Here is a 16,531-nt window from a genome sequence, read left to right on the forward strand (position 1 = left end):
CCCCAAAAAAGGAGCACCCCCCATGCAACTACGCGCCTTGCGATATTTCCACGAGGTCGCCCGCTGCGCCTCCCTGCGTAAGGCCGCCGAACGTCTTTACGTCACCCCCACCGCCGTCAGCCGCCAGATCGAACACCTGGAACACTTCTTCGGCGCCGCCCTGATTGAGCGCGGCCCCCGCGGCATCCGCCTCACCGCCGAGGGCGAATGCCTGGCCGAACAAGTCACCTCAACCCTGCGCGGCCTCGACCAGGTACGCGAAGTCATCGCCAGCCGCCAAAGCCAGGTGGCCGGTAACATCAGCATCCATGTGTCAGAAAGTATCGTTTCCACCGTGCTCGCCCCGGTGCTCGCCACCTTCTACCGCGCCCACCCCAAGGTCACCTTCAACATCGTGATCGCCAGCGCCTCGGCCACCCTCGACGCCCTGTGCAGCGGCGAGGCGGACCTGGGCCTGGCGTTCTACCTGCAAGAGCGCGCCGACGTCGAAGTCACCGCCCACTGCCAGTTATGGCACCGGGTGCTGGTCAGCGCCGAACACCCCTTCGCCCAGCGCGACAGCATCGAATTGAGCGAACTGCAAGGCCAGCCCCTGGCGATTCCCGACTCGGCCTACGGCGTGCGCCAGGCCCTGGAAGTGGCGGCAAAAAAACGCGGCGTCACCCTCGAGCCGGTGTTCACCACCAGCTCCCTGGAAGTGCAGAAGAGCCTGGCCCGGCAACGGGCAGCGGTGCTGATTTTGCCCCAGGTCGAGGCAGACGTGCGGGACCTGGGCGACGGCCTGGTCGCCGTGCCGATCGCCGATGAAGACCTCGGCCGCATCCGCATCGACCTCTGCGTGTACCGCAACCGCCCCCGCTCGGTGGCGGTGCTCAAGTGCCAGGAAATGCTGGCGGGGGCGATGCAACGTTGTTCGCTGAACTGAGCCTGAGCCTCAGAAGATGTTGATCGGCACATTGGCGACGAGGCGGAACTCATCGTAGCTGCCGTCAATCTGCCCGCCGCTGGCGCGATGGTTGTAGACGATGGTGCGCAGTACGGTGTTCTTGAGTGTTCCGGACTGAATCACATAGGCCAGCATCAAGCCGTTTTCGTTGTGCTTGGCGCCATCCAGGCTGCGCACGTTGTAGCCGGTGTTGTGGCCGTTGCGGTCGCCATCGTAATGGGTGCCGTCGATGTCCCAACCCTTGGCGTGCCACAGGCTGGCGGTGAGGCCGGGCACACCGTAGGCGGCGAAGTCCAGGTCGTAGCGCAACTGCCAGGACTTTTCGTTGGGGCCGTTGTAGTCCGAGTACAGCGAGTTGGCCATGTAGTTGCCGGTGGACTCCCACACGTAGTCGAAGTATTCGTTGCCGAATACCTGCTGCCAGGCAAGGGTCAGGCTGTGGGCCAGGTGCGTGGCGGTGAAGGCCAGGCTGGCGGCGTTATTGTCGATGTAGCCGAGGTTTTTGTCGCCCGAGTCGCTGGTGTGGTAGTAGTTGAAGGCGGTCTTCAAGGCGATGTCGCTTTTGTCACCGATGCGGTGGGTCAGGCCGACGTAGGTCTGGTCCCACATGTCTTCGAAACGCGACGCGTAGACGCTGGCTTCCAGCCCGTAACCCGGTTTTACCGTGGCTCCCAGGTAGCTGATGCGTGCGCCGCTGTAGGCGCGGTTGCCGAAGGTGGTGGTGAGCTTTTCGGCGCCGGTGCCGGTGCGTGGAATCGCCCGCTCGAAGCTGCCGCCCTGCACCGACAGCCAGTCGAATTCGTTGCTGAACAAGCCCACGCCCTGGAAGCTGGAGGGCAGGGCGCGGTTGTCCTTGTAACGCAGGATCGGATTGTCGGTCATCAGCCGACCCGCCTTGATCTCGGTGCTGGACAGGCGAAAACGCACGTCGCCCACCCCCAGCCGGCTCCAGGTGGGAATCGCATCGCCGTCGCCGTCCACCAGCACCCGGTCGCCGCCATTGGCCACCTTGCCGTGCCCGCGCTCCAGGTTGACCGCGCTGAAGATCCCCGCGTCCACACCCACGCCAATCAGGCCCTGGGTGTAGCCGGAGCTGTACTTGAGCATGCTGGTCTGCACCCAGGTTTCCCGCACACGCGTGGGCTCGACGCCGCCGGCTTTCTTGATGCTCAAGTGGGTGGTGCGTTGGGTGTGCTGGTTGGAATAGTAGTGGCGCAGGTTCAGGTCCAGGGTGCTGCCTTCGAGGAAGCCCGGTGCGCTGGCCTGGGCGTTTTCCTGGGCGAAAGCCTGGGTGCTGGACGCCAGGGTGACGGCCAGCAAAAGACGTGGATACATGGTAAATCCCCATACAAATCAGACGTAAGGCGACCGTCCCGGCAGGCCTTCAGGTGCTGCCGGTCGGTGGCGAAAAGACGCGGGACAGTGGGAAAAGGTATTCAGCGAACCGAAGCTTCTGTGAGCCGGGTTTCGCGGGCCGGGCTGCCGGGCAGCGGCGGACGGGTTTCCTTGGCGAACCAGGCGGCGGTGAGGCACACCAGGTTGGCGATCAGCAGGTACCAGACCGGCGACATCGGGTCGCCGGTGGTGCCGATCAACCAGGTGATGATGATCTGCGCGGTGCCGCCGAACGCTGCCACACCGAAGGCGTAGACGATGGAGAAACCGGTGGAGCGCACGGATTTCGGGAAGCTTTCCACCAGCAACACGATCAGCGCCGCGCCACTCATGCCGTGCAGGCCCGAGAGTACCGCCAGGGTCAGCAGGAAGGTCGCCGGGCTTGGGTGCTCGGTCATCAGTTGCAGGGCCGGGAACAAAATCAACAGCAACACCACCCGCGGTGTCATCAGGATCGTACGGCGCCCGAAGCGGTCGCAGAGCATGCCGCCGGCCACCGCGCACACGGCCATCGCTGCGCCGGCCACCAGGGTCGAGAGCATCGAGATGCTGGTGGGCAGCTTCAGTTCGGTGAGGGCGAAGGTGGTCATGTAGTTGAGGAAGTACTGGGTGATGGTGCTGCCGGAAAGGATCAGCAACCCCAGCACCAGTGCGCGCCGGTGCTTGCCGCAGACTTCTCGCACCAGGTCGCCGGTGCTGGTCTGCTCGCCGTGGCCGTGGAAGGTTTCGGCGAGGTTGCGGCGGATGTAGATGCCGATCGGCAACACCAGCAGGCCGAACACGAACGGCACGCGCCAGCCCCAGCTGTTGAGGTCTTCCGGGGACATGACCTTGGTCAGGGTGAACCCTACCAGCCCGGCCACCATGGCTGCGACGCCCTGGGCGACTACTTGCCAGCAGGCGTAGGTCCCGCGTTTGTGGGGTGGCGCCGCTTCGAGGATGTAGGTGGTGGCGGGGCCGGCTTCACCGCCCCAGGCCAGGCCCTGGATCATGCGGGTGAGCACCAGCAGGATCGGCGCCGCGATACCGATGGTCTCGTAACCGGGCAATATCGCGATGCTGCCGGTGCCCACGGCCATCATCACCAGGGTCAACAGCATCGCCGGTTTGCGCCCGACGCGGTCGGCGTAGGCGCCGATCAGTACTGCGCCCAGGGGCCGGACGATAAAGCCGATACCGAACGCCGTGACCGACAGCATCAGGCTGACGAAAGCGCTGTCGGACGGGAAGAACGTGTGGCCGATCATCACCGCAAAGGTTGCGTACACACCAAAGTCGAAAAACTCCACGGCGTTGCCCAGGACCACGGCGAAGATGCTCTTTTTGCCGGCGTCCGGGGACGGTGTTTCGGGTGCGTGATCAGGATCGGATCGTGTCAATTGCTCAGTGTGCATACCAGCCCCTCGATTTTAGTTATAGGTCGTCCGAGCTCCAGGCCAAGAGGGCCCGGAGCTGGCGTGTGGGTGGGCAGTTCTTACAGCGTCAAAAGTCAGGAAGGATTCGGCCAGTGGTGGATTGCGCCACGCCAGCTCTCGTAGGTTTTAGCGATTTGCAGCAGCCATTGATCGGCAAAACGCGGGGCGATCATCTGCAGGCCGATGGGCATGCCATCGGCGGCGAAACCGCAGTTGATCGACAACGCCGGTTGCTCGCCCATGTTCCACGGCACCGTGAACACGATGTGTTCGAACGGCAGTTGCGGGTTGTTGCTCGGTGATGGCCACTCGGCCGGGAACGCATTGACCTGGTTGGTGGGGGACAGCACCAGGTCGAGTTCGGTGAACACCTGCGCGGCGCGGCGGCGCATTTCAAAGGTCTGGTTGAAACCCTTTACGGCTTGTACGCCGCTGATCTCGGCGCCCGGCGCGGCCCAGTCGCGGATGTACGGCAAGACCTTGTCGAACTGCTCGCTGCTCAGGGCCGACAAATCGCCCCACTGGCGGGCGCGCCAGAAATGGTCGAGGCCATCGAGTTGTGCGCGGTCCATGATTGGCGGGATCAGCGTGACCTTGGCGCCGTGGGCTTCGAACAGCCGCGCGGCTTGCTCCACGGCTTCACAGACGAAGCCTTCAGGCTGCATGCCTGCGCCGGGTTCAAGCATCAGGCCGACGCGCAGGCCCTTGACCGAGAGCGGCTGGTTACTCCACTGGGTGGTGAGCGGCGGCAGGCTGGTGGCATCGCGGGCATCGGGGCGGGCCAGGTGTTGCATCAACAGCACGCAGTCGTCGACGGTGCGGGTCATGGGCCCGGCGGCGCGGCCGGTGTAGTACGGGTCGATGGGGATGCGGCCCAGGGTCGGCTTGAATCCCACCAGGCCGCACCAGGCGGCGGGCAGGCGCACCGAGCCACCGATGTCGGTGCCCACGTGCAGCGGGCCGTAACCGGCGGCGGCCGCTGCGGCGGCACCGGAGCTGGAACCGCCGGTGTTGTTGGCGGTGTTCCACGGGTTGCGGGTGATGCCGTGGAAGCTCGACAGGCCGGAAGACAGCATGCCGAAGTCCGGGTTGGTGGTCTTGGCCAGGATTATCGCGCCCGCTTCACGCATGCGGGCTGCGGGCGGTGCGTCCCTGAGGGCCGGGGTCAGGCGGGTGGCCGCGCTGCCGAGGGGAATGGGCACGCCTTCGGTGGCGATCAATTCCTTGAGAGTCACCGGTACGCCATCAAGGGCGCCGTTGGGTTGGCCCTTGTTCCAGCGCTCGGTGGAGGCCTGGGCCTGCTGGCGCACCTGTTGCGGGTCGAAGGCATAGAGCGCGTTGATCTGCGGCTCCCAGCGGTCGATGTGGGCCAGGAGTTGGTCGTAGTAGTCGATGGGCGCGAGTTGCCGGCTGGCAAATTGCGCCAACAGTTCGGCGGCCGTAAGGGTATGCAGGTCAGTCATCGAACGCTTCCTTGTGATGGGCCGGCTGGCTCATGGCGGGTTGCAGTAGGAACGACTATATAAACCCCGGTGTGAAGCGGCCATCACAATTGGTGCAGTTCAGTGTTGCGTTTTTGTGTGCACTGAAACCGGCGGGTAGATGTGGGAATGGCTGGAAGATTTACTGTTTGGCGGGAGGACCTCAGGCGCAGGCACCTGGCGTCTTTTTCCTGCGTGCCGACTCACGACGATAGCTCCGGATAGGCTGGGGTTTCGCCCGTATGCGGGATTGGAAAGACATCCACGTCGCAGGGTCAAAGCGGGTGGCTGATACCACCGCTTCCTGGAGCAGCATGATGGAAATAGCGTCTGACGCATCCGGGTATTCAGTATCGAGGATGATTTCCAAGGTGTCCTTGTCGCGATAGCCGCTGCAGGTCGGAATCAGACTGAAGGCGTGATCTATACCTTCGGACTCATTCGGCTCGCAGATGGATGAAACAACGCCCACATAAACATTCCGATCGTTCAGCGTGAACATGCATTGAGAGCCGCGCGCAATGGATTCCCTGAGTAGGGTCCTGAGGGGGCGCCCCGTTAGAAGCTCGAGCATCAATTGCTGGTTCAGTTCCTCCTCTGAAGCAAGTTGCAGTCTTCGTCGACGCCAACGCACAAATAATCGCGCCCAGCAGTAGGGAATGATCATGGCTGTCAGGCCGACCTGGAGCAAAAATACCCAGAGGCCATGATTTCTCTCGGTGGCAATATCCAGCTCTATCAGCAGCTTGCCTAGATAAGCACTGTAATCAATGGGGATTGTCTGGCCAGCCAGTTGCAGCGGCTGTTTGGACAGGCAAAGAATCAAAGTGGTCAGTACGAACGACAGTACGAGGCAGGTCCAGCCTAATCTTGCGACCTGTAGATAGAGTAACTGGCCCTCAAAGCGGTGGAGGCGGCAGTAATGGCCGGGGTGTTTCAAACACACCAAATAGCCACTCACCAGTAACGGCAGTATCAGTAGTAGCCCCATGGGTTATTTGAATATCAGTTCACGTATCTTGCGCTTGTGTTCCTTGAACTCGGGTGAGTTGGCGATTTCCGCCGGGTCGACAGAAATACCCCACTCACCCACTATCCTCATGGTTTTGTACCGCTTGATAGCCCTGATATTTTCCAGATCTTCCTCAGTGGGTTTCTTGAACCAGGCAAACGACTCAAACATGACCGGCACCCTCATAAAAAAGTAGTCGGTTTTATAGCAAGAGCCGTTTTTACCGACTACTGATGGCCCCCATCCAGAACTCCCCGCGTATCGTAGGAAACGTCCTTAGTTGCCCCAACGGTCTAAAACGTCGGCGGCGTAATCACCCAGATCACCACCGCATCCACCTTTCCGGGGTTGCCATAGCGATGGGGCTCACTGCTGGGGAAGCTGAAACTGTCGCCTTCAGCCAGCTGAAAATGCCGCTCGCCCACCCATAACTCAAACGTTCCGCTCAACACATAACCCGCCTCTTCACCCTCATGGCTATAGCTCTGCTGGCTATAGGTGCCCGGTGGAAAGCGCGAGTGCAGCATCTCCAATTGATGATTGGGCAGGGGCGTCAGCAACTGGTCGACGATCCCGTCCTCATAGTGAATGCTCTGGCGATTGTTCCTGCGCACCACAAAACCTTCATCCTCCGCTGCCGGCGTGGTCTCGCTGGCAAAAAACCACTGGATCGTCACCCCCAGGCTGCGGGCGATGTTGAACAGGGCCGGGATCGACGGGTAGGCGAGGTTGCGTTCCAGTTGGCTGATATAGCCGGCCGTCAATTCGCTCATCTGCGCCAATTCGGTAAGCGTCATGCCCCGGGCCTTGCGCAAGCCGCGGATGCGGGTGCCGAGAAACAGCTGTGGAGGTTGGTCGTTCAAATGTCCCACGCTACTTTCAATCCTTCATAAATCGCCTCTTCGGCGGTACGCGGCGCCAGGCAATCGCCGATCCGCGTGAACGCCACCAGGCCTTCCAGTTCTGCGCCCAGAGTGTCCACCGGCTGGTGGCCCTGGCACAACACCAGGGTGTCGATATTTTCCAGCAGCATCGGCTCGCCGCTGGCGGTGTGTTGCAGGTAGACGGTAGTGTCGTCGCAGCCGTACAAACGGGCGTATGGGATGATCGGAATGCCCAGCCGATGCAGTTCGCCGGCCAGTTGGTCACGCACGTACAACGGCAGGTTTTCCCCGCAATGGGTACCGTTCACCGCCAGTTGCACCTGATGGCCGGCACGGGTGAGGCGCTCGGCAATGCCCGGGCCGATCCAGTCGCAACGCCAGTCCACGACGACCACCGAACGGCCCAGTTGCACCTCATCGCGCAGCACTTGCCAGGCATCCACCACCTGTAGCTCGCCGCCGCGTTCGAAGGCCGGCCAGTAGGGCTCGGCGCCGGTGGCGATGATCACCCGGTCAGGTTGTTCGCGTTCCACCAATGCGCGGTCGACGCGGGTGTTGCGCACCACGCGGACCCCGGCCAGTTCCATCTCGCGCTGCAGGTTGGTACTGGCCCCGCCGAACTCGCTGCGTCGGGGCAGTAACTGCGCCAGAAGCACTTGGCCGCCCAATTGGGCACTGGCTTCATACAAGGTCACCTCATGTCCGCGCTGCGCCGCCACCGCTGCCGCTTTCATCCCTGCCGGGCCGCCACCGGCGACCATGATCCGCTGGCGTCGCAGTGCCGGTTGCAGTTGGCCAAACTGCAATTCGCGGCCGGTCTCGGGATGCTGGATGCAGGAGATCGGCAGGCCTTTGTGGAAGTGGCCGATGCACGCCTGATTGCAGGCGATGCACGCCCGTACATCCTCGGCATGGCCGCTTGAGGTCTTGGCCGGCATGCGCGGGTCGCAGATCAGTGCGCGGGTCATGCCGCACACATCGGCCTGGCCGCGTTGCAGCATCAATTCGGCCTCCTGGGGCTGGTTGATGCGCCCGGTGACGAACAGCGGAATCGACAGGTGCGTCTTGAACGTCGCCGCTTCTGTCGCCAGGTACGCCGGGGCAATGGCCATGGGCGGCACGATATGGATCGCGCCGCCGAGGGAGGCCGAGGTGCCGGCAACGATGTGCACATAATCCAGGTGTGATTGCAGCTGTTGCACGGCGGCCAGGGAATCCTCTTCGGTCAGGCCTTCGGGGTCGCGTTCATCGGCAGAAATGCGCAGCCCGATGATGAAGTGCTCGTCGGTTTCGGCACGCACCGTGGCGATGATTTCCCGCAGGAAACGCAGGCGTTGTTCCAGCTCGCCGTTGTAGCCGTCGGTGCGGCGATTCACCCGCGGGTTGAGAAATTGCGCAGGCAGGTAACCATGGCTGGCGACCACTTCCACACCGTCAATCCCGGCCTGATACAGGCGCCTTGCCGCAGCGCCGTAGCCGGCGACGATCTCGTCGATCATTGTCTGGTCAAGGGCGCGTGGCATCACCCGGAAGCGTTCGTTGGGCACCCCGGAAGCCGAGTAAGCCACCGCCAGCAAACCGTCGGCCGACTCCATGATTTCCCGCCCTGGATGGAAAATCTGCGACAGCACCACGGTGCCGTGGGCGTGGCAGGTTTCGGCCAGTCGGCGATAGCCGTCGATGCAGCTGTCATCGGTGGCCATCAGCACATGGGAGGTGTAGCGGGCGCTGTCGTGCACCCCGGCCACCTGCAACACAATCAACCCCACGCCGCCTTCGGCGCGTGCCCGGTGGTAGGCGATCAACTGCTCGTTGACCTGGTTGTCGGTGGGCATCGAGGTGTCGTGCCCGCTGGACATGATGCGATTTTTCAGGCGTTTGCCACGCAGTACCAACGGTTCAAAAAGATGCGGAAAGGCATGGGGCGACATGGTGCGGATACTCCAGGCGCTGTTGTTATTATTTTTCTATAGGAGGTCAGCCTCAGTAAAAAATCAACTTGTTTTTTTACTGGCGACTGGATTAGCGTCAACCACATCACCCACCCGCCTGGAGAATAAAAATGCCTGGGGCCACCGAACGACAGCTGCGCGAAGAGCTTGCCGCCTGCTACCGGCTGATCGCGCACTTTCGCATGAGCGATTTGATTTTCACCCATATCTCGGTGCGTATCCCGGGGCCCGAGCATCACTTTTTGATCAACCCCTATGGGCTGATGTTCGAGGAGATCACCGCCTCCAGCCTGGTGAAGATCGGCCTGGACGGACGTGCGGTCGAGGCTTCGGCCCATGGTGTCAACCCGGCGGGGTTTGTGATTCACAGCGCGATTCACGGCGCCCGCGAAGATGTGCAGTGCGTGCTGCACACCCATACCCGCGCCGGCTGTGCGGTGGCGGCCCTGGAATGCGGGCTGTTGCCGGTGAACCAGATTTCCATGGAGTTCTACGGCAAGGTCGCCTACCACGACTACGAAGGCGTGGCGCTGGACATGGACGAGCAACAGCGACTGGTGCGCGACCTCGGCGACAAGCCGGTGTTGATGCTGCGCAACCATGGTTTGTTGACGGTAGGGGAGACGGTCAGCCAGGCGTTCCTGCGCATGTATTACCTGGAGAAGGCCTGCGATATCCAGATCGCCGCCCAGGCGTGCGGCAAGCTGATCCTGCCGCCTGCGCACGTGTGTGAGTACACCGAGCGGCAGTTCAATGAGCCAGGCCGGCCACTGGAAGAGGGCGAACTGGCAGACCCGGACGCCATGCAACTGGCATGGGCGGCATTGCTGCGGTTACTGGATCGGGTGTCGCCGGGGTTCCGGGAGTGAGGTAGAGTCGTCCAGCCGACTCAACCCAAGGACACCGCCTCATGACCCAGGAATCCCGTTTCTCCCGCATGGAACCGGAGTTGCGCAAGGCCAATCTGGTGCAGGCGACGTTGGCCTGCCTCAAGCGCGACGGCTTCCAGGGCGCGTCGATCCGCAAGATCAGCGCCGAGGCCGGGGTGTCGGTGGGGCTGATCAGTCATCACTACTCGGGCAAGGATGAGCTGGTGGCCGAGGCCTATCGGTCAATCACCCGGCAGGTGATGGACCTGCTGCGGGATGCGATGGCCAAGGCGCCGCCCAGTCCGCGGGAGCGGCTGTCGGCGTTCTTCCGCGGCTCGTTCTCCCCCGAATTGCTCGACCCGCAACTGCTGGATGCCTGGCTGGTGTTCTGGGGGGCGGTCAAGACGGCCCCGGCGATCAACCAGGCCCACGAACACTCCTATGGCGAGTACCGCACCATCATGCGTACGGCCTTGGTGGACATGGCCGGGGAAGAGGGCTGGAAGCAGTTCGATGCCGATTTGGCGGCCATCGCCTTGAGCGCCTTGCTCGACGGCTTGTGGCTGGAATCGGGGCTCAATCCCGGCACCTTCACCCCGGAGCAGGGCATCCAGATCTGCGAAGCCTGGGTCGATGGCTTGCAGTCGGGCGGGCGCAAGCGCTTCCAGATCAAACCCTGAACTGACGATTCCGCGCCGCCTGGACGCAATGTCCGGGCCGGCATTTTCCCCTCGAAAAATATTTGCAGTTACCCGATTGCCTCCTTACTGAACACTCGTTTAGTATCGCCCCATGTCGCACCCCTCAAGCCAATTAAAATAATTCGAGGATTCCATGACTACAGATCCGTCCGTGCTCACTCAGGTGCAGGCAGGTGTTGCCTGGATCACCCTCAATCGCGGCCCCCAGCGCAACGCCCTGGACATCCCGACCCTCAAGCACCTGCATGCCTTGCTGGACGGTTTCAACCGCGACCCGGCTGTGCGCGTGGTGGTACTGACCGGCAGCGGTCGCAGCTTCTGCGCCGGTGCCGACCTTGCCGAATGGGCCGATGCCGAAGCCCGTGGCGCCCTCGAAACCTACGGCTGGACCGAAACCGCCCACGCCCTGATGACCCGCCTGCACACCCTCGCCAAACCCACCCTCGCCGCCATCAACGGCACGGCGGTCGGTGCCGGCATGGACCTCACCCTGTGCTGCGACCTGCGCGTCGCCGCGCAATCGGCACGCTTCAAGGCCGGCTACACCAGCATGGCCTACTCGCCGGACGCCGGCGCCAGCTGGCATCTGCCGCGCCTGATCGGCAGCGAGCAAGCCAAGCGCCTGCTGTTCCTCGATGAATTGTGGAGCGCCGACCGCGCCCTGGCCGCCGGGCTGGTGGGCGAAGTCGTTGCCGACGAGCAACTGCATACCCACGTCGCCGAGCTGGCCACGCGCCTGGCCAACGGCCCGACCTTTGCGTTTGCCCAGACCAAAACCCTCATCCGCGAAGGCGCCGGGCGCAGCCTGCCCGAGCAGCTCCAGGCGGAACTCGCCGCCGGCCTGCTGTGTGGACGCAGCGCCGACGGTGCTGAAGCCCTGCGCGCCTCGATGGAAAAGCGCCCACCGAACTTCTCCGGCAACTGATTCCCCTTCAAAACACCCTCGAACGATCGACAGGTAGCGCCATGAATTTCCAGCCCAGCCAAGAACAAGACATGTTGGTGGACGCGGTACGCAGTTTTGTTGCCAAGGAGTTGTTGCCCCACGAGGAGGCGGTGGACCGCGCCGATGAAGTTTCGCCGGAGCTTGCCGCGCAGATTCGTGACAAGGCCATCGCTGCCGGTTTCTATGCCTTCAACATGCCGGAAGACGTCGGCGGTGGCGGCCTGGATTACCTGTCACAGGCGTTGATCGAGCGTGAGTTGTCGAAAGTCTCCTGGGCGCTGCATGTGTTTGTCGCCCGGCCGTCGAAAATCCTCATGGCCTGCACCGGCGCGCAGATTGGCGAGTACCTGTTGCCGTGCGTGCAGGGCAAGAAGATCGACTGCTTTGCCCTGACCGAACCGGGTGCCGGTTCCGACGCCAATGCGATCAAGACCCGCGCCGTGCGCAGCGGTGATGACTTTGTGCTCAATGGCAGCAAGCACTTCATCAGCCACGCCGGCCACGCGGATTTCGCCATCGTGTTTGCCGTTACCGACACCTACGAACACAACGGTCGCCAACGCAATGCGGTGACCTCGTTCCTGGTGGACCGTGGCACGCCGGGCATGACCATTCGCCGGGGGCCAAAATGCGTCAGCAACCGCGGCTACCACACTTATGAAATGTTCTTCGACGACTGCCGCGTACCAGCCTCCAAAGTCCTCGGCGAAGTCGGCAAAGGTTGGGAAGTCGCCAATGCCTGGCTGACCGCAGGCCGGGTGATGGTGGCTGCCAACTGCGTCGGCCAGGCCCAGCGTGCGCTGGACGTTTCCCTGCAATGGGCGGCCGACCGCAAGCAGTTCGGCCAGCCCATCGGCACCTACCAAGGCATCTCGTTCAAGCTCGCCGACATGGCCACGCAAATCCGTGCGGCCGAACTGCTGACCCTGAACACCGCCTGGAAAATGGACCAGGGCACCATGACCGACGGCGAGGCCGGCATGGCCAAGTTGTTTGCCAGCGAAGTACTGGGCAAGGTTGCCGATGAAGCAGTGCAGATCTATGGCGGCATGGGTTTGATGGACGAAGGCCCGGTGGAGCGCATCTGGCGCAACGCGCGGATCGAGCGGATCTGGGAAGGCACTTCGGAAATCCAGCGCCACATTATTGCCCGCGAACTGTTGCGGCCACTGTTGCGCTGATCGGGTCGGAGAACGCTTATGTCCCAGGCTATTCGCGACAATCTCAAGCGCCTGCTGGCGCCCCGTCACCTGGCGTTTGTCGGTGGGCGCAGCATGGCCCGTGCCCTCAAGCGCTGCGCCGAGGGTGGTTTTGCCGGCCAGATGTGGCTGGTCAACCCGCAACATGACAGCCTCGATGGCGTTCCCTGCGTGCGTCGCGTGGCCGATTTGCCGTGCGGTCCGGATGCGGTGTTTATCGCTACCAATCGCGAGCTGACCCTGACCTGTGTCGCCGAACTGGCGGCCATTGGCACCGGTGGCGCCATCTGCTACGCCTCCGGGTTTGCCGAAACCGGCGCCGAGGGCCAAGCCTTGCAGCAACAACTGCTCAAGGCCGCTGGCGAGATGGCACTGCTGGGCCCCAATTGCTATGGCCTGCTGGATTACCTGCACAGCTCGGCGTTGTGGCCGGTGGCCCATGGCGGCAAGCCGGTCGAGAAGGGCGTTGCGGTGCTGACCCAGAGCGGCAACTTTGCCTACAACCTGTCCATGAGCGACCGTTCGCTGCCGGTGGCCTATATGGCGTCGGTGGGTAACCAGGCGCAGTTGGGGGTTGCCGAGTTGATGGACGTGCTGCTCGACGAGCCGCGCGTTACAGCGATTGGCTTGCACCTGGAAGGCTTGAAGAATGTGCCGGGGTTCGCCCGTGCGGCCCACAAGGCCCTGGAGAAAGGCATTCCGATCATCGCCCTGAAAACCGGAGTGTCACAGATCGGCGCCGAGTTGGCTTTGAGTCATACCAGTTCGTTGTCGGGTTCCGATGCGCTGTACGACAGTCTGTTCGCGCGCCTGGGTGTGATCCGGGTCAGCGGGCCGGTGAGTTTTGTCGAGACCCTGAAGGCGGCGGCCTGCGGTAATCTGCCGGCGGGCAACAGCCTGATCGCCCTGGCCTGTTCCGGTGGTGATGCCGGGTTGATTGCCGACTACGCCGAGCGCAACGATTTGAGCCTGCCGAAGCTCGACGAAGGCCAGCGTGAAGAGTTGGCGCAGGTGCTGCCCAGCTACGCCAACCTGGTCAACCCGCTGGATTTCACCACGGCCATCTGGGGCAACAGCGACGCGCTTAATACGATGCTCGACACGGCACTGCGCACCGAAGCGGATGCGGCAATGCTGGTGCTCGACTACCCGGCGGAATTTACCGGTGAGCGCAAGGAGTGCGACCTGCTGCTGGAGCTGTTTTGCTGTGCGCTGACTCGCCACGGCAAGACTGGCTTTGTCACCTCTGCATTTCCTGAATTGCTCCCGGCCCACGCTCGCGAGCGTCTGCATGCCCAGGGCGTTGCCGCGTTGCAAGGCGTGGAAGATGCGCTGGCGGCCTGGGGCCGGATTGCCGACTATCAAGACAATCGCCGGGCGTTGTTGGCGCGGGGTGAGTCGATACTGGTGCCGCTGTGCCCGCAAGCGCTTGAACAACACGGACAGTCGCTGGATGAATGGGATTCCAAGCAGGCTTTACGGGCTTTCGGCCTGACCACGCCAGCCGGTGTCTTGAGCACTCCCGAGCGGGCCATCGCCGATGCCAAAGTGCTGGGTTACCCGCTGGTACTCAAGGCCGTCAGTGCCGACTTGCCGCATAAAACCGAAGCCGGCGCCGTGGCGCTCAACCTGCAGGACGGCTTCGCCTTGACCGCCGCCCTGGCCCATATGCGTGAGCGGATTGCGGCCTATGCACCGAATGTACCTTTCGATCATCTGCTGCTGGAGTCCATGGCTACGTCGCCGCTGGCCGAGCTGATTGTCGGCATCAAGCGCGAAAACGACTTCGGCCTGGCGCTGGTGATCGGCGCTGGTGGAATCCTCGTGGAGTTGCTCAAGGACAGCCGCAGCCTGCTGCTGCCCACCACCGACGACGCAATCCGCAACGCCTTGCTCAGCCTGCGCAGCGCCGCATTGCTGCAAGGCTTTCGCGGACGCGAAGTGGCCGACATGGAAGCCCTGGTGGCGGCGATTCGTGCGGTGGCCGACTACGCCTGCGCCAACGCCGGGCAATTGCTGGAACTCGATGTAAACCCATTGCTGGTCAATGCCCGGGGCGCCACGGCGGTCGATGCATTGATCCGTCTCGCCCAGGCGTGAAGGAGATGACAATGCAAAGCAAAACCTTGACGGGCGGCCAGGCCCTGGTGCGATTGCTGGCCAACTATGGTGTCGACACGGTGTTCGGGATTCCCGGCGTGCACACGCTGGAGCTGTATCGCGGCTTGCCGGGCAGCGGTATTCGGCATGTGCTGACCCGCCACGAGCAGGGCGCCGGCTTTATGGCCGACGGTTATGCGCGGGTCAGCGGCAAGCCGGGGGTGTGTTTCATCATCACCGGGCCGGGGGTGACCAACGCCGCGACGGCGATCGGCCAGGCGTATGCCGACTCGATTCCGCTGCTGGTGATTTCCAGCGTCAACCACACCGCCAGCCTCGGCAAAGGCTGGGGCTGCCTGCATGAAACCCAGGACCAGCGGGCGATGACCGCGCCCATCACTGCGTTTTCAGCGGTGGCGTTGAGTGCCGAGGATTTGCCGGAGTTGATCGCGCGGGCCTACGCGGTGTTCGACAGTGAGCGACCGCGCCCGGTGCATATTTCGGTGCCGCTGGATGTACTGTCGGCGCCGATCAAACGGGACTGGAGCAATGAGGTGGTGCGCCGTCCCGGGCGTGGCTTGCCATCGGCTGAAAGTCTTGATCAGGCGGTGGCAAAACTGACCGCGGCCAAGCGCCCGATGATCATTGCCGGTGGCGGTGCGCTGTTGGCGGCCGATGCCTTGCAGCGCTTGAGTACGCAGTTGGCGGCGCCGTTTTTCAGCAGTGTCGCCGGCAAGGGATTGTTGCCGGTGGAGCATCCGCTGAATGCCGGTTCGACCCTGTGTGTCGAGCCCGGCTGGCAGCTCATCGCCGAGGCGGATGTGGTGTTGGCCATCGGCACCGAAATGGCCGATACCGACTTCTGGCGTGAACGCCTGCCGATTAATGGCGAGCTGCTGCGGGTGGATATCGACCCGCGCAAGTTCAACGATTTCTATCCTTGCGCCGTCGCGTTGCACGGTGATGCCCAGCAAACGACGCTGGCTTTGCTGGAACGCTTGCCAGCCACGCCGCGCAACGCGGATGCCGCCACCGCTGCGGTCGCGACGTTACGCCAGGCAGTCAGCAGCGGCCATGGTCCGTTGCAACGGATTCACCAGGCGATTCTCGACCGCGTCGCCGCCGAGTTGCCCGCCAATGCCTTCATCAGCAGTGACATGACCCAACTGGCCTACACCGGCAACTACGCCTTTCCCAGCAACGCCACCCGCAGTTGGCTGCATCCCACCGGCTACGGCACCTTGGGCTATGGCCTGCCGGCCGGTATCGGCGCCAAGTTCGGCGCACCGCAACGGCCCGGCCTGGTGCTGGTGGGCGACGGCGGCTTTCTCTACACCGCCCAGGAACTGGCCACGGCCGTGGAAGAACTGGACAGCCCGCTGGTGGTGTTGCTCTGGAACAACGACGCCCTGGGGCAGATTCGCGACGACATGTTGAACCTGGACATCGAACCCATCGGCGTACTGCCGCGCAACCCGGACTTCGCCGCCCTGGCGCGGGCGTTCGGCTGCACGGTCAGCGAGCCACAGAACCTGGATGAGCTGCAGACGGATTTGCGTAACGGTTTCAAGCGCAACGGCGTGACCTTGATCGAGTTGAAGCATGCCTGTGTGAACCTTTAGAGGAGCAAC

Annotated in this window: 14 protein-coding genes; 7 read left to right on the forward strand and 7 right to left on the reverse strand. The window is 63.0% G+C overall.

Features of this window, described 5'->3' with window-relative positions; translation table 11 throughout:
* The first annotated feature begins 22 nt into the window (after positions 1 to 22).
* Positions 23 to 925, forward strand: coding sequence for a LysR family transcriptional regulator (locus tag AC3WKX_RS05805; RefSeq protein ID WP_003208975.1), 903 nt, complete (start codon positions 23 to 25; stop codon positions 923 to 925).
* A 9-nt stretch (positions 926 to 934) separates the two neighbouring features.
* On the opposite strand, the gene AC3WKX_RS05810 is transcribed toward AC3WKX_RS05805, so the two are convergent.
* The 7 genes from AC3WKX_RS05810 to AC3WKX_RS05840 form a co-directional block, all read right to left on the reverse strand.
* The gene (locus tag AC3WKX_RS05810) at positions 935 to 2,281 is read right to left on the reverse strand and encodes an OprD family outer membrane porin (protein WP_102368688.1); all 1,347 of its coding nucleotides are present in this window, start codon (positions 2,279 to 2,281) and stop codon (positions 935 to 937) included.
* Between the two features lie 101 nt (positions 2,282 to 2,382).
* Positions 2,383 to 3,735 (reverse strand): citrate-proton symporter, encoded by a 1,353-nt coding sequence (locus AC3WKX_RS05815; RefSeq protein WP_008436037.1) that lies wholly within the window; start codon positions 3,733 to 3,735, stop codon positions 2,383 to 2,385.
* A 95-nt stretch (positions 3,736 to 3,830) separates the two neighbouring features.
* Positions 3,831 to 5,219, reverse strand: a complete 1,389-nt coding sequence (locus AC3WKX_RS05820) for an amidase (protein ID WP_087694889.1) — start codon at positions 5,217 to 5,219, stop codon at positions 3,831 to 3,833.
* A 181-nt stretch (positions 5,220 to 5,400) separates the two neighbouring features.
* Positions 5,401 to 6,228, reverse strand: coding sequence for a hypothetical protein (locus AC3WKX_RS05825; protein ID WP_087694888.1), 828 nt, complete (start codon positions 6,226 to 6,228; stop codon positions 5,401 to 5,403).
* A 3-nt stretch (positions 6,229 to 6,231) separates the two neighbouring features.
* On the reverse strand, positions 6,232 to 6,420 hold the full coding sequence (locus tag AC3WKX_RS05830) for a hypothetical protein (RefSeq protein ID WP_003208968.1): 189 nt from the start codon (positions 6,418 to 6,420) through the stop codon (positions 6,232 to 6,234).
* A gap of 122 nt (positions 6,421 to 6,542) precedes the next feature.
* Positions 6,543 to 7,121, reverse strand: a complete 579-nt coding sequence (locus AC3WKX_RS05835) for a helix-turn-helix domain-containing protein (RefSeq protein ID WP_023658720.1) — start codon at positions 7,119 to 7,121, stop codon at positions 6,543 to 6,545.
* Positions 7,109 to 9,064: an oxidoreductase gene (locus AC3WKX_RS05840; protein ID WP_102605441.1), complete on the reverse strand. Its 1,956-nt coding sequence runs from the start codon at positions 9,062 to 9,064 to the stop codon at positions 7,109 to 7,111. The genes AC3WKX_RS05835 and AC3WKX_RS05840 overlap by 13 nt, the downstream gene beginning before the upstream one ends.
* 131 nt (positions 9,065 to 9,195) lie before the next feature.
* Between AC3WKX_RS05840 and AC3WKX_RS05845 the strand changes: the two genes are divergently transcribed.
* The 6 genes from AC3WKX_RS05845 to AC3WKX_RS05870 all read left to right on the forward strand — a co-directional run bounded on the left by AC3WKX_RS05845 (position 9,196) and on the right by AC3WKX_RS05870 (position 16,522).
* Entirely contained in the window at positions 9,196 to 9,954 is a 759-nt protein-coding gene (locus AC3WKX_RS05845; protein WP_102605442.1) for a class II aldolase/adducin family protein, read from the forward strand.
* A 41-nt stretch (positions 9,955 to 9,995) separates the two neighbouring features.
* Positions 9,996 to 10,634 (forward strand): TetR family transcriptional regulator C-terminal domain-containing protein, encoded by a 639-nt coding sequence (locus AC3WKX_RS05850; RefSeq protein ID WP_102605443.1) that lies wholly within the window; start codon positions 9,996 to 9,998, stop codon positions 10,632 to 10,634.
* A 154-nt stretch (positions 10,635 to 10,788) separates the two neighbouring features.
* Complete coding sequence (locus AC3WKX_RS05855; RefSeq protein WP_102605444.1) at positions 10,789 to 11,580, forward strand: enoyl-CoA hydratase/isomerase family protein; 792 nt, start codon at positions 10,789 to 10,791, stop codon at positions 11,578 to 11,580.
* 41 nt (positions 11,581 to 11,621) lie between these two features.
* Complete coding sequence (locus AC3WKX_RS05860; RefSeq protein WP_008436052.1) at positions 11,622 to 12,782, forward strand: acyl-CoA dehydrogenase family protein; 1,161 nt, start codon at positions 11,622 to 11,624, stop codon at positions 12,780 to 12,782.
* Positions 12,783 to 12,800: 18 nt separating this feature from the next.
* Entirely contained in the window at positions 12,801 to 14,900 is a 2,100-nt protein-coding gene (locus AC3WKX_RS05865) for an acetate--CoA ligase family protein (RefSeq protein ID WP_102605445.1), read from the forward strand.
* Between the two features lie 11 nt (positions 14,901 to 14,911).
* Positions 14,912 to 16,522 carry a 5-guanidino-2-oxopentanoate decarboxylase gene (locus tag AC3WKX_RS05870; protein WP_102605446.1) on the forward strand — a complete coding sequence of 537 codons (1,611 nt, stop codon included), beginning with the start codon at positions 14,912 to 14,914 and terminating at the stop codon, positions 16,520 to 16,522.
* Positions 16,523 to 16,531 lie beyond the last annotated feature (9 nt).

The organism is Pseudomonas sp. GP01-A4 (genome assembly GCF_058780865.1).

Coding starts and splice junctions, on each gene's coding strand:
- AC3WKX_RS05865 (WP_102605445.1), top strand. CDS start 12,801: ATGTCCCAGGCTATTCGCGACAATCTCAAGCGCCTGCTGGCGCCCCGT.
- AC3WKX_RS05825 (WP_087694888.1), bottom strand. CDS start 6,228: ATGGGGCTACTACTGATACTGCCGTTACTGGTGAGTGGCTATTTGGTG.
- AC3WKX_RS05860 (WP_008436052.1), top strand. CDS start 11,622: ATGAATTTCCAGCCCAGCCAAGAACAAGACATGTTGGTGGACGCGGTA.
- AC3WKX_RS05815 (WP_008436037.1), bottom strand. CDS start 3,735: ATGCACACTGAGCAATTGACACGATCCGATCCTGATCACGCACCCGAA.
- AC3WKX_RS05820 (WP_087694889.1), bottom strand. CDS start 5,219: ATGACTGACCTGCATACCCTTACGGCCGCCGAACTGTTGGCGCAATTT.
- AC3WKX_RS05845 (WP_102605442.1), top strand. CDS start 9,196: ATGCCTGGGGCCACCGAACGACAGCTGCGCGAAGAGCTTGCCGCCTGC.
- AC3WKX_RS05840 (WP_102605441.1), bottom strand. CDS start 9,064: ATGTCGCCCCATGCCTTTCCGCATCTTTTTGAACCGTTGGTACTGCGT.
- AC3WKX_RS05870 (WP_102605446.1), top strand. CDS start 14,912: ATGCAAAGCAAAACCTTGACGGGCGGCCAGGCCCTGGTGCGATTGCTG.
- AC3WKX_RS05850 (WP_102605443.1), top strand. CDS start 9,996: ATGACCCAGGAATCCCGTTTCTCCCGCATGGAACCGGAGTTGCGCAAG.
- AC3WKX_RS05810 (WP_102368688.1), bottom strand. CDS start 2,281: ATGTATCCACGTCTTTTGCTGGCCGTCACCCTGGCGTCCAGCACCCAG.
- AC3WKX_RS05855 (WP_102605444.1), top strand. CDS start 10,789: ATGACTACAGATCCGTCCGTGCTCACTCAGGTGCAGGCAGGTGTTGCC.
- AC3WKX_RS05830 (WP_003208968.1), bottom strand. CDS start 6,420: ATGTTTGAGTCGTTTGCCTGGTTCAAGAAACCCACTGAGGAAGATCTG.
- AC3WKX_RS05805 (WP_003208975.1), top strand. CDS start 23: ATGCAACTACGCGCCTTGCGATATTTCCACGAGGTCGCCCGCTGCGCC.